The sequence below is a fragment of the Nakamurella leprariae genome (assembly GCF_016918035.1).
GTDB classification, from domain to species: Bacteria; Actinomycetota; Actinomycetes; order Mycobacteriales; family Nakamurellaceae; genus Nakamurella; species Nakamurella leprariae.
In genome coordinates this window covers 169,195-181,979 of the sequence record NZ_JAERWK010000005.1, presented here as the reverse complement: position 1 = coordinate 181,979, position 12,785 = coordinate 169,195, and the positions used below count along the sequence as shown (strand labels likewise).

At 72.9% G+C, this 12,785-nt stretch carries 15 protein-coding genes; 8 read left to right on the top strand and 7 right to left on the bottom strand.

Features of this window, described 5'->3' with window-relative positions; all coding sequences use genetic code 11:
- Positions 1-9: 9 nt before the first annotated feature.
- Positions 10-810, top strand: a complete 801-nt coding sequence (locus JL106_RS03730) for a TrmH family RNA methyltransferase (RefSeq protein ID WP_236006735.1) — start codon at positions 10-12, stop codon at positions 808-810.
- A 5-nt stretch (positions 811-815) separates the two neighbouring features.
- The gene (locus tag JL106_RS21485) at positions 816-1,223 is read left to right on the top strand and encodes a DUF2537 domain-containing protein (RefSeq protein WP_205259328.1); all 408 of its coding nucleotides are present in this window, start codon (positions 816-818) and stop codon (positions 1,221-1,223) included.
- A 30-nt stretch (positions 1,224-1,253) separates the two neighbouring features.
- On the opposite strand, the gene sepH is transcribed toward JL106_RS21485, so the two are convergent.
- The 3 genes from sepH to JL106_RS03710 form a co-directional block, all read right to left on the bottom strand.
- Positions 1,254-2,402: a septation protein SepH gene (gene sepH / locus JL106_RS03720; protein WP_205259327.1), complete on the bottom strand. Its 1,149-nt coding sequence runs from the start codon at positions 2,400-2,402 to the stop codon at positions 1,254-1,256.
- A gap of 91 nt (positions 2,403-2,493) precedes the next feature.
- A complete protein-coding gene (gene serC / locus JL106_RS03715; protein ID WP_205259326.1) occupies positions 2,494-3,621 on the bottom strand; it encodes a phosphoserine transaminase in 1,128 nt (375 codons plus the stop codon).
- Between the two features lie 97 nt (positions 3,622-3,718).
- Positions 3,719-4,858 carry a citrate synthase 2 gene (locus JL106_RS03710; protein WP_205259325.1) on the bottom strand — a complete coding sequence of 380 codons (1,140 nt, stop codon included), beginning with the start codon at positions 4,856-4,858 and terminating at the stop codon, positions 3,719-3,721.
- Positions 4,859-5,142: 284 nt separating this feature from the next.
- Between JL106_RS03710 and pdxH the strand changes: the two genes are divergently transcribed.
- The 3 genes from pdxH (at position 5,143) to JL106_RS03695 (ending at position 7,659) form a co-directional block, all read left to right on the top strand.
- Complete coding sequence (gene pdxH / locus JL106_RS03705) at positions 5,143-5,844, top strand: pyridoxamine 5'-phosphate oxidase (protein ID WP_205259417.1); 702 nt, start codon at positions 5,143-5,145, stop codon at positions 5,842-5,844.
- On the top strand, positions 5,841-7,142 hold the full coding sequence (locus tag JL106_RS03700) for an MFS transporter (RefSeq protein ID WP_328841212.1): 1,302 nt from the start codon (positions 5,841-5,843) through the stop codon (positions 7,140-7,142). Before pdxH ends, JL106_RS03700 begins: the two co-directional genes overlap by 4 nt.
- 109 nt (positions 7,143-7,251) lie before the next feature.
- Positions 7,252-7,659 carry a nuclear transport factor 2 family protein gene (locus JL106_RS03695; RefSeq protein ID WP_205259324.1) on the top strand — a complete coding sequence of 136 codons (408 nt, stop codon included), beginning with the start codon at positions 7,252-7,254 and terminating at the stop codon, positions 7,657-7,659.
- A 4-nt stretch (positions 7,660-7,663) separates the two neighbouring features.
- Here the strand turns inward: JL106_RS03695 and JL106_RS03690 are convergent, their stop codons facing one another.
- The 4 genes from JL106_RS03690 to JL106_RS03675 all read right to left on the bottom strand — a co-directional run bounded on the left by JL106_RS03690 (position 7,664) and on the right by JL106_RS03675 (position 10,057).
- On the bottom strand, positions 7,664-8,392 hold the full coding sequence (locus JL106_RS03690; RefSeq protein WP_205259323.1) for a hypothetical protein: 729 nt from the start codon (positions 8,390-8,392) through the stop codon (positions 7,664-7,666).
- Positions 8,393-8,624: 232 nt separating this feature from the next.
- Positions 8,625-8,954 carry a PASTA domain-containing protein gene (locus JL106_RS03685; protein ID WP_205259322.1) on the bottom strand — a complete coding sequence of 110 codons (330 nt, stop codon included), beginning with the start codon at positions 8,952-8,954 and terminating at the stop codon, positions 8,625-8,627.
- Between the two features lie 244 nt (positions 8,955-9,198).
- Complete coding sequence (locus JL106_RS03680; RefSeq protein WP_205259321.1) at positions 9,199-9,411, bottom strand: hypothetical protein; 213 nt, start codon at positions 9,409-9,411, stop codon at positions 9,199-9,201.
- Between the two features lie 331 nt (positions 9,412-9,742).
- Complete coding sequence (locus JL106_RS03675) at positions 9,743-10,057, bottom strand: hypothetical protein (protein ID WP_205259320.1); 315 nt, start codon at positions 10,055-10,057, stop codon at positions 9,743-9,745.
- Between the two features lie 360 nt (positions 10,058-10,417).
- On the opposite strand from JL106_RS03675, the gene JL106_RS03670 reads away from it, so the two are divergent.
- Genes JL106_RS03670 through JL106_RS03660 form a run of 3 tightly spaced genes read left to right on the top strand, consistent with a single transcriptional unit; the run spans position 10,418 to position 12,773 of the window.
- Positions 10,418-11,179 (top strand): hypothetical protein, encoded by a 762-nt coding sequence (locus tag JL106_RS03670; protein ID WP_205259319.1) that lies wholly within the window; start codon positions 10,418-10,420, stop codon positions 11,177-11,179.
- A complete protein-coding gene (locus JL106_RS03665) occupies positions 11,176-11,787 on the top strand; it encodes a hypothetical protein (protein ID WP_205259318.1) in 612 nt (203 codons plus the stop codon). Before JL106_RS03670 ends, JL106_RS03665 begins: the two co-directional genes overlap by 4 nt.
- 44 nt (positions 11,788-11,831) lie before the next feature.
- Positions 11,832-12,773 (top strand): aldose 1-epimerase family protein, encoded by a 942-nt coding sequence (locus JL106_RS03660; RefSeq protein ID WP_205259317.1) that lies wholly within the window; start codon positions 11,832-11,834, stop codon positions 12,771-12,773.
- Positions 12,774-12,785: the final 12 nt, after the last annotated feature.

Here is a 12,785-nt window from a genome sequence, read left to right as displayed (position 1 = left end):
CCGCCCGTGCTGATCCCGGTCACCGACCCGGACGACCCGCGGCTCGCCGACTTCCGCGACCTCAAGCGGGCCGACCGCCGGCCCGATCGGCCCGGCGGACAGGGGCTGGTCATCGCCGAGGGCACCGTGGTGGTGCGCCGGATGCTGGCGTCCGCCTATCCGGTGCGCGGCATGCTGGGGGTGGCCCGGCGGTTCGAGGAACTGGCCGACGGCCTGGTCGACCGGCCCGAGCTGCCGTGCTTCGTCGCATCGGCCGAGGTGATGGCCGAGGTCGTCGGCTTCCACCTCAACCGCGGCGTGCTGGCCACGGCCGACCGGGCCCTCTTCCCACCGGCGGCCGAGTTGCTGGCCCGGGCCCGCACGGTCGCCGTGCTGGAGGGTGTGGGCGATCACGAGAACCTCGGGTCGATCTTCCGGAACGCCGCCGCCCTGCGGGTCGACGCGGTGCTGCTCGCGCCCGGCTGCGCCGATCCGCTGTACCGGCGCAGCGTGCGGGTCTCGATGGGCAACGTACTCGCGGTGCCGTTCGCGCCGTTGCCCGGTCCCGTCGGTGCCGGGCTGGAGCTGGTGCGCGCGCACGGGTTCCGGGTGGTGGCCATGACGCCACGCGCGGAGGCCGTCCCACTGCGCCGGGCCGACCTGCGGGGACGCGTGGCCGTCCTGCTCGGCTCCGAGGGACCGGGCCTGACGGACGAGGCGCTCGCCGCCTCGGACGCCTGGGTGCGGATCCCGATGAGCGGGACGGTCGACTCGCTGAACGTGGCGACCGCCGGGGCGATCGCGTTCGCGTCCGTCGATCCGGGAGACTGAGCGGCGTGAGCACCGCCGACCCGACGCCGCCCGCTGCGCCCGAGACTGCCGACAGCGCCGACGATCTCGTGGAGTTCGACGGCGGGCCGGCCGAGGGGCCGCCCGGTCCGCGCGAGCCGGGGGAGTCGTGGGCCTGGGTGCAGACCGCCCGCGCCACCGCCGACGGCGTGCCGTGGGGTCCGGGTCTGGCCGTCGCCGCCGTGTGCGCCCTGGTGGCCGCGGTGGCGGTGCTGACGCTCGGATCGGTGCTGACCGATCAGCCGCTCGTCGCGGTGCTGGTCTCGCTCATCGTCGCGGTCGGGGTGATGCCGGGGTTGTGGATCCTGCGGCGGGTGCCGGTGCTGCGCTGGTTGGCCGCCGGCGCGGCGGTCGGCGTGGTCGCCGGCTGGATCGGCGTGGTCCTCATCGTCTGACCGGCGATGCCACGCCCCCTCCGTGTCGGATCAGCTGCGCGGCTTGTTGCCCAGCAGCAGGTCGTCCCAGGACGGCATGGTCGGCCGCGGACGCTTGGGCGCCTGGGCTGGAGCCCCCGGGGTGCCCTCGGGCGTGGCGAACAGGGCGTCCAGCGGAGCGGCGCCGGACGCCGGCACCGCCGGGGTGGTCGCAGACGGCTCGGAGGTTCCGGTGGTGGCCGGAGTGGCCGTCGGAGTGGAGACGGTGCTCGGTGCGGGCGGCTCGACGACCGCGGGCGCGACCGACTCGGCCGGCAGCACCGGGGTCGGGGCCGACTCGGTGGGGCGGACCACCGGCGCCGACATCGGCCGGTGCGCCGGGGCGGCGCTGGACCGGCCGGCCGGCACGATCGGGAAGTCACCGGAGGTGCCGGTGCGGCGGGCCCGCAGCGCGGGGTGCCGCGACGTCTCCAGGGCGGCCAGGAACTCGCTGCCGCCGACGGTCCGGGCGGCCTGCTCGTCGGCGGACGAGACACCCGGCACCGTCTCGGCGCGCCGGTCGACGGTGCGCAGCGGCTGCGGGGCCGGATCCAGCAGCTGGCGGGCGGCGTCGTCGAAGGCGGTGACGGTGCCCGACCCCGGACCGGGGTGGACCATGAACTGGGCGCGGTTGGCGCTGCGCCCGACCAGCCAGACCGCCGAGATCACCCATCCGTCCTGGGTGCGGTGGGCGTCCCAGGTGAGCTGGGCCGGGTCCTGTCCGCGGGCGGCGACGGTGTCGCGGACGATGTCCTCGAGGGTGTTGCGCGAGGTGGTGCCGCCGATGACGGCGACGGCCCGACGGCCCTTCTCGGCCATCGCCGAGCGCTCGAGCAGCACCGGGTAGGCGAAGCGCTCGATCCGGCCGACGCCGACCCCGGCCGCGTCGGCGACCTCCTGCACGGTCGCACCGGCCCGGATGCGGGCCTGGATCTCGCGGGGCCGCAGCTGCGGCTCGGTGAGCACGGAGTCGGCGGCCTGGGCCGACGCCGACGGACCGGCCGGGCGGGCGGGGGTACGGACGGTCGGCCGAGCGGGAGCGGTGAGCAACGCCCGGAGCTGGTCGTCGACGGCGATGCCGAAGCTGTCACCGGTCTCCGGATCCGTGCACCGCACGCAGGACCGGTCCTCGTCCAGCCCGGTCACCTGCAGCATCCGCATCGCGATCTCCTCCCGAACGCCGTCCGGCGAAGGCTAGCCCGCCGGGACCCGGCGCCTCGGTCAGGCGCGCCGGGCCCGGCGGGAGCAGCGGTCAGAGACGGCCGACGACCCAGTCGATGCAGGCGGTCAGGGCCTGCACGTCCGAGGGCTCGACGGCCGGGAACATGCCGACCCGCAGTTGGTTGCGGCCGAGCTTGCGGTACGGCTCGGTGTCGACGATCCCGTTGCGCCGCAACACCTTCGCCACGTCGGCGGCGTTCACCGAGTCGGCGAAGTCGATGGTGCCGACGACCTGCGAGCGCAGTTCGGGGCGCTGCACGAACGGGGTGGCGAACTCGCTGGCCTCGGCCCACGAGTACAGGTGTCCCGACGACTGCGCGGTCCGGCGGACCGCCCAGTCCAGCCCACCCTGGCCGTTCATCCACTCGATCTGGTCGGCCAGCAGGAACAACGTGGCCACCGCCGGGGTGTTCAGCGTCTGGTCCTTGGTGCTGTTGTCCAGCGCGGTGGCGATGGACAGGAACTCCGGGATCCACCGGTCGGAGGCGGCGATCTCGGCCACCCGGTCCAGCGCGGCCGGGGAGGCCAGCGCGATCCACAGGCCGCCGTCCGAGGCGAAGACCTTCTGCGGCGCGAAGTAGTAGACGTCGGCCTGGGCGAGGTCGACGGGCAGCCCGCCGGCGCCGGAGGTGGCGTCCACGAGCACCAACTGGTCCTCGGTCGCCCCGGCCGGTCGCTGCACGGGAACCGCCACGCCGGTGGAGGTCTCGTTGTGCGCCCAGGCGTAGACGTCGACCCCCTCGGCGGCCACGGCGTCCGGGGCGGTGCCCGGGTCCGACGACACGACGACCGGGTCGGCCAGGAACGGCGCCTTCTTCGTCACGGTGGCGAACTTGCTGGAGAACTCGCCGTAGGTCAGGTGGTGCGACCGATCCCGCACCAGGCCGAGCGCGGCGGCGTCCCAGAACGCCGTGGTGCCACCGTTGCCCAGGATCACCTGGTGACCGTCGGGCAGCGAGAAGAGCTGACCCAGGCCGTCACGGACCCGGCGCACCAGGTCCTTGACCGGCGCCTGCCGATGGGAGGTGCCCATCACCGACGCACCCTCGGACGCCAGGGAGGCGAGGGCCTCCGGACGGACCTTGGACGGTCCGCAGCCGAAGCGGCCGTCGGCCGGCTTGAGCTCGTCGGGAATGGTCAGGCTGGTCACATCGACCATGGCGGGGCTGCTCCTCATCCGGGCGCGAGCCGGGTCCAGGGCGGGCCCGGCCGGGCCCATCCTGCCACCGCGGGCAGCGTCGTCCGTCCCGCCGTGGTCAGCTGCGGGAGCCGGCGACCTCCTCGACGGACCGCGGCCCGTGGCCGTCGTAGACCGCGGCCGGACGCACCAGCCGGCCGAGCTTGCGCTGCTCCAGGATGTGCGCGCTCCAGCCGGCGGTCCGGGCGCAGGTGAACATGGCCGGCATCATCGGGGCGGGCACCCCGGCGAAGTCCAGGATGACGGCGGCCCAGAACTCGACGTTGGTCTCGATGGCCCGGTTGGGGCTGCGCTCGCGCAGTTCGGCCAGCGCGGTCTGCTCCAGCGCGGCCGCCACCTCGAAGCGGGGCGCGCCGAGCTCCTGGCAGGTGCGGCGGAGCACGCGGGCGCGGGGGTCCTCGGCCCGGTACACCCGGTGGCCGAAGCCCATCAGCCGTTCCTTGCTGTCCAGCAGACGGGTGACCAGGGCCTTCGGGTCCCCGGTCCGCTCCACCTCCTGGATCATCGGCAGCACCCGGGCCGGCGCCCCGCCGTGCAGCGGACCGGACATGGCGCCGATCGCACCGGCGAACGCGGCGGGCACGTCCGCGCCGGTGGAGGCGATGACCCGGCCGGTGAAGGTGGAGGCGTTCATGCCGTGCTCGGCGGCGGACACCCAGTAGGCGTCGATGGCCGTGATCTGCTCGGGGCTCGGCTCGCCCAACCACGCGGTGAGGAACCGCTCGACCACGCCGTCGCAGGCTTGCAGGGTGGCGTCCGGCACGGCGGGCCGGTCACCCCGCGCGGAGCGGGCGGCGTAGGACAGGACCGCCGCGGTGGTCTGGGCCAGCTGGTCGCGGGCCTGCTCGACGGTGACGTCCAGCAGTGGTTCGAAGCCGCGCTCGGCGGCCAGCAGCGGCACCGCGGCCTGCACGTCGACGCGGACGTTGCCGGTGCGGATGGCCGGCGACGCGGTCTCGACCGGCAGCTTCGGGCCGAAGGCGTCGTCGACGAGCAGGGCCCAGACGTCGTCGAAGCCGACCCGGCCGACGAGGTCGTCGATGTCGACGCCGCGGTAGCGCAGGGCGCCGCCGTCCTTGTCCGGCTCGGCGATCTCGGTGTGGAAGGCGACGACGCCCTCGAGGCCCGGGACGAAGGCGGGCGGGGTGTCCGGCCCGGTGGCGGGAGTCGTGGCGGTGCCGGTGGTCGATGTGGTCATGACTGGTCCTCTCCGGCAGGCCGTCGGATGCAGGGGATGCTGCCGCGCCGATGGGCCTCGCCACAGCAGTGGGGCGGGATGCGCCCACTGTCGGCGCGTGGCGGCCGGGCGGGAAGGCCGCCGTGGGGTGTGCTTGGTCACGTGCCCGATGCCGGGTGCGGCCGTTCCCCGGCGACCGGGCCACCGGTCCGGGACTGGCCCGGTGTCGGCGGGTCCTTCGGACGGCGTATGAAAGGAGCTGGCCCGGACGGGCCGCGACGGACGACCACGGGGACGACGAGGCGATGAGCACCGAGCAGGACCAGACGGGTCCGGACCTGGCGCAGATGCGGCAGAGCTACGAGCGGGCCGGCCTGACCGAGACCGACCTCGAGCCGGACTGGCCCGCCCAGTTCCGCCGGTGGATGCAGGACGCGGTCCGCGGCGGCCTCCGGGAGCCGAACGCGATGGTGGTGGCGACCGCGTCCGCCGACGGCACCGTCTCGTCGCGGTCGGTGCTGGCCAAGGGGTACGACGCACGTGGCGTCGTCTTCTACACGAACTACGAGTCGGCCAAGAGCCGGGACCTGGCGGTCAACCCGTCGGTGAGCGCCACCTTCCCCTGGTACGAGCTGCAGCGGCAGATCCACGTCCGCGGTCGGGCGGAGCGGGTGGACGCCTCCGAGACCGAGGCCTACTGGGCGCAGCGTCCCCGCGGCTCGCAGATCGGGGCCTGGGCCAGTCCGCAGTCGCGGCCGCTGACCGACCGGGCCGCGCTGGACGCGCTGCAGCTGCAGGTCGAAGCCCGGTTCGGCGCGGCCGACGACGAGCAGGCGCCGGCGGTGCCGGTGCCGCCGTTCTGGGGTGGCTGGCGGATCGTGCCCACGCTGGTGGAGTTCTGGCAGGGGCGGCGCGGTCGCATGCACGACCGGTTGGTCTTCGTCCGGGACGCCGGCAGCGACGTGCTCGACCCGGCCGCCTGGACCGTGCAGCGGCTCGCTCCGTGACCGGGCCGTCCACCAGCGCACCCGACGACCCGCCCGATCACACCCCGCTGCCTCCACCGCCCCGGTGGGGACCTGACCTGCGCCCGCTCGCGGTGCCGGAGTACCGGCGGCTGTTCATCGGGCAGGTGTTCACCGTCATCGGCACCCAGCTGACCGCGGTCGCGGTGCAGGCGCAGATCTTCGACATCACCGGCAGCTCGGCCTGGGTCGGAGTCTCGTCGTTGGTCGCTCTGGTGCCGCTGGTCGTGTTCGGGCTGCTCGGTGGGGCGATCGCGGACACCTACGACCGGCGCACGTTGCTGATGATCACCTCGAGCGGGATCGCGCTGACCAGCATCGGGCTGTGGCTCGCGGCGCTGCCCGACTCGGAGTCGGTGTGGGTGATCCTGGCCCTGCTCGCGCTGCAGTCGGGTTTCTTCGCGGTGAATCAGCCGACCCGTTCGGCGATCATCCCGCGCATCGTGCCGTTGGCCCTGGTGCCGTCGGCGAACGCCCTGAGCACCACCATCTTCGCGGCCGGCATCATCATCGGCCCGCTGCTGCTGGGCATCCTGCTGCCGCTGGTCGGGCTGCCCTGGCTGTACTTCCTGGACGCCCTGGCCACCGTCGGCATCCTCTACGCGGTGTTCCGGCTGCCGCACCTGCCGCCGCTGGGGGAGCGTCGGGGCCGGGCCAAGGTGGTCGACGGCCTCAAGTACCTCAAGCTCAAGCCGCTGCTGCTGATGACCTTCGTGGTCGACATCATCGCGATGGTGTTCGGCATGCCTCGGGCGCTGTTCCCGCAGATGGCGACCGAGACCTTCGGCGGGCCGCCGGAGGGCGGGCTGGCCCTGGGCTGGCTGAACGCGGCCATGGGCATCGGCACCCTCATCGGTGGGCTGACCAGCGGGTGGCTGCAGCGGGTGCACCGGCAGGGCATCGCGATCATCGCGGCGATCGTGCTGTGGGGCGTCGCGGTGACGTTCTTCGGGATGACGTCGGTGCTGTGGCTGGCCGTGCTCTGGCTGGCCATCGGCGGTTGGGCCGACATGGTCAGCGCCACCTTCCGGACCACGATCCTGCAGGTCGAGGCGACCGACGAGATGCGCGGCCGGATGCAGGGCGTGTTCCTCATCGTGGTGGCCGGCGGACCGCGGGTCGCCGACCTGGCGCACGGATTCGCCGCGTCCGCGACCACCACCGAGATCGCCGTGGTGGCCGGCGGCATCCTCACCGTGGTGGGCGTGGTCGTCGCCGCGTGGCTGGGGCCGTCGCTGTGGCGGTTCGACAACCGCAAGCACGAGCCGGACGCGGGCTGAGCTGCTGGATGCGGCCCGGACCTGTGGGCGGCGCCGCCGGATCACTGCGATACGGTCCGCGCCGGACGGGCACCGGCGCCCGGGCCATCGACGAACGCGGAGGCGTGACGTGGGAGCAGCGGAGAACAAGGAGATCGTCCGGCGGGCCCTGGACGGCAGCGGCGGACCGAACGCTCTGGTCGAGGCCCTCGCCCCGGACGTGCGATGGACGATCTTCGGCCGGACGAAGTTCTCCGGCACCTGGCACAGCCCGCAGGAGCTGCGGGAGAAGCTGTGGGGCCCGCTGTTCGAGCTCATCGAGACGCCGGGGTCGATGACCATCGACCTGCTGTTGGCCGACGGTGACCACGTGGTGTGCCAGTTCCACACCGAGGGCCGGTTCGCCCAGGGCCACCAGCCGTACGACCAGTTCTACTGCGCGGTGTTCCGCATGGAGAACGGCAAGATCGTCGAGTCCGACGAGTACATGGACACCCAGCTCATCGATCACGCGTTCGGGGCCGTCGCCCGGTCCTGACGTCTCAGACGCCGGCCGTGGCCGCCCACACCTGGTCGGTCCACGTGGCGGCGGACTCGAGCGTCGGCTGCGACCCGCCGAAGCTGGTCAGCACGGTGCGGTCGTCGTCGCCGCGCTGGCAGTGCTGCACGTGCCGGTCGGCGGGGCTGACCTGCTGGCCGGCCGGCACCGTGTCGGTCTGCACCAGGCACTGCACGGCACCGATGGTGATCACCTCGCGCGGCGGTGCCGCCAGGTGCAGGTCCTCGGCGGTCGGGCCGGCCGGCAGCACCGCGGGAGCCGGCACGTCGGTGCGGACGACCATCGCCCACGCGATGGTGGTCAGGTCGGCGTCGCTGTGGGCGGCCGCACCCGCACCCGCGCGGTAGGTCCCGGTCAGCGTGGCCACGGTGCGGGCGGTCGCGTCCTCCAGCCGCGCCTGAAGACCAGCGGTCCGCTCGCCGGTGTCGGCCAGCAGCAGGGCCTGCTGCCGCAGCGCCCCGATCTCGTCGGGCAGCACGACCGGTCGCTGTCCCTCGGCCGGGGCGGCGACCGCCGCCGCGCTCGAACGCAGCACGTCGGTCAGCAGCATGGCGGCGCCGCCGGCGGCGCTGACCAGGACGCCGACGACCAGGGCGGCCAGGCCGCCGGCCAGCGCGGTCCGGGCGCGGGACGGCCGGAGACGCACCGCCACCTCGTTCCACGGCTGGGCCGGGACGGGGTGCGACGTGGTGGCGGGCAGCTGCAGGGTCATGCCACGGCGGAGCGCCGAGGGCCGCCGCCGACACACCGCGGGATCGGGTCAGGGTCCGAAGGAGTCGATGAGGCCCGGTGTCATCTCGACTCGCGATGGTTCACCGTGCGTCATGGCCTGCTGCTCGCGTCGGCAGGGTATGAACCGAGGGCAGGGTGATCGGCGAGCGATGGGAGCCGGTGTCCGGAATGGTTGGGTTTCGGACAGTGCCGTCGAAGTCGTCAGTGCTCGGTCAGCCGGGCAGGAAGGGCGGGTCGGGCGGCCCATCCAGGTGTTCAATGCCCCGGTCCTGGACAGGGGCCGGTCGTCGCGGTTCACGGACGCCCGCACGCTCGTCTCCCCAGGTCACGACCAGGGAGTCCCAGCGACGCATCTCAGTGCCGGCCGGCGGTCGCTGAGAGGTGATGGTCACCGTCGGTGGCAGTCGCCAGGTCAGTTCTGAGAACGGCGCTCCATCAGGGTCGGGTTGCGCCAGGGCGAACCCAGCGTTCGTGGCGACTCGCTGCGCCTGTGCGATCGGCATGCCCACCACGTGCGGAGCGATCACCACGAAGTCGTCCATCGACTCGCCACCGCCCTCACAGCCATCACACGAGGATGCACCTCATCAACCGACGCGATACGTGTCCGAATCCGTCCGGTTCCGGACAGTTCAGCGCCGTCTGGTCAAGTCACCTTTGTCGACGGCTCTGTCGGCGGCCTTCCCGGATCAGCCCGACAACGAGCATCCCGATACCGACGACGACCAACAGCACGCCCCACCACCAACCCATGGCTACTGTCGCCTGCCCTTCAGCTACTGGTCTCTAGATCCCGACGATGACTGCGGCAATGATCAGCCCTGCTCCGAAGGGAGCCATGACGATGTGGCCGATACGGCCAGGGCTGCCCTTCCAACGAGACGCCGTCTCCGCAGGTCGCTTCGGCGATTCGTAGTAGCGCTTGCTGATTAGGTAGCCGAAAGGCGCCCAGACCAGCAGCAAGATGCCCGCGAGCAGCAGCTCGCCTCCGGTACTCAACGGCCCGCTCCCGTCCGCGTGAGGTGACTCCACCTCGCTACCAGACGAGCCACCGCTCATGTCCGACAACTGAGCAAGATCAACCCGACGCCGAGGCGAGTTCCATCTGGAGAGGTCCGGCTCGTCGCAGCGAAGAGGTCGTCCGAATCCGCCCGGTTCCGGACAGCCGGTGCGAGTCGGCCGACACGCCCGGCGAGAGTTGTCCGGAAGCCGTATCGAAGCGCTCAGTCGTGGACCGATGCTGCGGTGGGTGCTGCGATGGTTGACCCTGGTCTGAGTGGACGTGACGGTGACGACCGACCGAGCCCGCGCGCGCCGTCGAACGCGCCGATCAGCGCGGTGCGGAGGTCCCGCCGACGTCGGCGCCCAAGTCGTACGCACCATCGGGGACGTCAACACCCTGGCTGCGCAGGTACTCGATCAGCTCGTCGGTGGTGGCGAAGTAGACGGCGTCGTCGGGGGCCGGTATACCGTTCGCCCCGGCCGATCCGGCGCAGTGATCGCTGCGGGGTTGGACACCCGCCGCGATCGTGGCGCAGATGACGATGGCCACGGTCGCGAGGCCACCAGGACGCTCCTCGGTCGGCTCACGGCTGGTCCTCCCCGGGATCATCGGGCCGGTCGAGATGCTCTGGCGGACCGGCACCGTCGACCTGACCCGGTTCGATGAAGACTGGCGGACGGGCGAGTGTGCGTCGCAGCGGGAACAGCCGAGCCCGGAGGTGGATCTCGCACCACATGCCCGCGACGGCGGTCGATGCCCGGTTCACCAGGACGTTCATCTCCATGATGATTCCGGATCCTGGGCCGTCGCGTGAGGGACGATCCACGACCAGGTTGATCAGCGCCTCCCGGACGACGAGACACCGGTGGAGCGCGGGTCCGGACGGTCCCGTGGTGCTGTCCGGCCGAGGTGTCCGGGCCGTTTGACATCATGCTCAGCAGTCGTCGGCGCCGGGTTCCCGGCAGCGGCGGCCGATCACCGGCCGAAGCGGAGGGGCGAGGCATGACCAACAGCGGGGAACCCGGCGGTCCCGGGTGGCAGCCGAACGACCCGACCGCGGCCCAGCCGTGGGGCGAGCAGCCCCGCGCCGACTGGCCGCAGCAGGCCTGGTCGCAGCCGGGTGATCCCTACGCCAAGGGCGAGCAGCCGGGGGCGCCGCAATACGGCCAGCCGTACGGCGAGCCGGGGCAGTACCCGCAGCAGCCCAGCCAGTACGGCGTCTACGGCCAGCCCTACGGCGGCCAGGCCGGCCAGCAGTACGGGCAGCAGCAGTACGGGCCGCCGTACGGCCAGCCCGGCTATGCCGCCATGCCCGGTCCGAGCGGGTACCCGGCGCCCGGCCGCGGCCGGCCCGGGGCGGTGACCGCGGCGGCCGTGCTGGCCTTCGTGCAGGCCGGAACGGTGGTCATGTCCGGCATCGGGCTGCTGGCCGGCGGCACGGTCCTGGTCCAGGAGTTCGATCGCGAGGCGCTGGGCGCCGGCGCCGAGATCACCATCGTGGCTCTGCTGACCCTCGCGGCGGGCGCGCTGCTGATCGTCGGCGGCGCCCAGGTGTTCAGCCGGCGGTCGCGGATGCTCGTCCTGGGCAGCGTGGCGTCGTTGGTGCTGAGCGTCTACTTCTTCGTCCGGATGCTGACGCTGGGTGCCCCGGTCGGTTTCAGCCTGGTCTACCCGCTGATGTACGCCATCCTGCCGATCATCTCGCTGTCGTTGATCAACAGCGGCACGGCCAAGGCCTGGCTGGCGCCGCGGGCGACCGCATGACGTCAGGGGCGTTCGTGCCGCAGGACTGGGCGCCGTACCCGCGTCTGGAGGACGCCGTCCGGGCCTCGGTGCGGGACGCCGACGTGGCGCTGGACGCGCTGGCCGGGGTGGTCGACCTGGATGCGGTCGTCGCCTTCACCCTGGAGCGGCTCATCACACCGCAGCCCTGGGGCGAGGCCATCTGGCAGGAGATCGCCGTCACCGACGGTCGGCGGTTGATCCTCTGGCACGGCGACGACGAGCAGGATCCCGAGGATCCGCTGGCCGCCGGGTCGCTGCTGTCCGGTGGCACGTCAGGCCCGGTCATGTTCACCTCGGCCATCCGCACCGTGCCGTTGTCGGCGGTGGTCGACCAGGGCCTGCGGCACCGGTTCCGGGTCGAGCCCGACGGGTCCCGCACCATGCACGCGGTGAACCTCTACCTGGCCACCCAGACGCCCGAGCGGTCGATGACCGAGCTGACCGAGGCCAACGAGACCCGCAGCGTCCAGTACGTCGAGACCTATCGCTTCTCCAAGTCGGTCACCGACGGTGGGCTGGCGCAGATGCAGCGGCTGTTGCAGTTCGGCCGGGCCATGTCGAGGCTGGCCGGCGGGACCAGGACCTGACGCGATGCCGGACGGAATCCCGTAGGGGACGAGATGGGGATCGGATGACGACGGACCAGGCGACCGACCGACCCACGCCGGCCACCGGCCCGGTCCACACCTTGCGTCGCGGCACGGCGGTGGCCCGCATCGGCGAGCTGGCGGCGGTGCTGCGCGAGTTCAGCGTCGACGGCGTCCGCTACACCGAGACCTGGGCCGACGACCGGCTGCCGCCGATGGGCTGTGGCATCGTGCTGGTGCCCTGGCCGAACCGGGTGGCCGACGGCAGATGGACCTACCGCGGCGCGGCGCAGCAGCTGGACGTCACCGAGGTCTCCACCGGGCACGCCAGTCACGGGCTGCTGCGCAACACCGCCTACGTCACGGTCGACTTCGGTGACGATGTGCTGGAGCAGCGCGCGGACGTCTACCCGCAGCACGGCTGGCCGGGCACGCTGCAGACCTGGGTCCGGCACGAGCTGACCGGCGACGGCCTGGCCGTGACCCACGGTCTGATCAACATCGGCTCCGTCGAGGTGCCGTTCGGGGTGGGCGCCCATCCGTACCTGCGGGTCGGGGACGTGCCGGTGGACGAGCTGACCGTGACCGTCGCGGCGGCCAGCTACGCCGAGACCGACGAGCGGATGATCCCGACCGGGCTGCACCCCGTCGAGGGCACCGAGCACGACTTCCGCGGCGGCGCCCGGGTCGGCGACCGGCTGGGTCACAACCACGCACTCACCGACCTGACCCCGGTCGGGGACCGGTACGAGCACCGGGTCACCGCGCCGGACGGTCGTGGCGTGGTGCTGTGGGCCGACGCCTCGTTCGGCTTCGCGCAGGTCTACGTGCCGCCGAACTTCCCCGGCGAGGACGGCACGCGCACTGGCCTGGCCATCGAGCCGATGACGTGCAACGCCGATGCCCTGAACAACGGGCAGGGGCTGCGCTGGCTGCATCCGGGCGAGCGCTGGACCGGATCCTGGGGGCTCACCCCGATCGACTGACCCCGATCGGCT

What these genes read in the sequence shown, in the direction of transcription:
- sepH (WP_205259327.1), bottom strand. Translation starts at nt 2,402, where the DNA reads ATGCGGATGCTGCAGGTGACCGGGCTGGACGAGGACCGGTCCTGCGTG.
- serC (WP_205259326.1), bottom strand. Translation starts at nt 3,621, where the DNA reads ATGGTCGATGTGACCAGCCTGACCATTCCCGACGAGCTCAAGCCGGCC.
- JL106_RS03710 (WP_205259325.1), bottom strand. Translation starts at nt 4,858, where the DNA reads ATGACCACATCGACCACCGGCACCGCCACGACTCCCGCCACCGGGCCG.
- pdxH (WP_205259417.1), top strand. Translation starts at nt 5,143, where the DNA reads ATGAGCACCGAGCAGGACCAGACGGGTCCGGACCTGGCGCAGATGCGG.
- JL106_RS03690 (WP_205259323.1), bottom strand. Translation starts at nt 8,392, where the DNA reads ATGACCCTGCAGCTGCCCGCCACCACGTCGCACCCCGTCCCGGCCCAG.
- JL106_RS03685 (WP_205259322.1), bottom strand. Translation starts at nt 8,954, where the DNA reads ATGGACGACTTCGTGGTGATCGCTCCGCACGTGGTGGGCATGCCGATC.
- JL106_RS03670 (WP_205259319.1), top strand. Translation starts at nt 10,418, where the DNA reads ATGACCAACAGCGGGGAACCCGGCGGTCCCGGGTGGCAGCCGAACGAC.
- JL106_RS03665 (WP_205259318.1), top strand. Translation starts at nt 11,176, where the DNA reads ATGACGTCAGGGGCGTTCGTGCCGCAGGACTGGGCGCCGTACCCGCGT.
- JL106_RS03660 (WP_205259317.1), top strand. Translation starts at nt 11,832, where the DNA reads ATGACGACGGACCAGGCGACCGACCGACCCACGCCGGCCACCGGCCCG.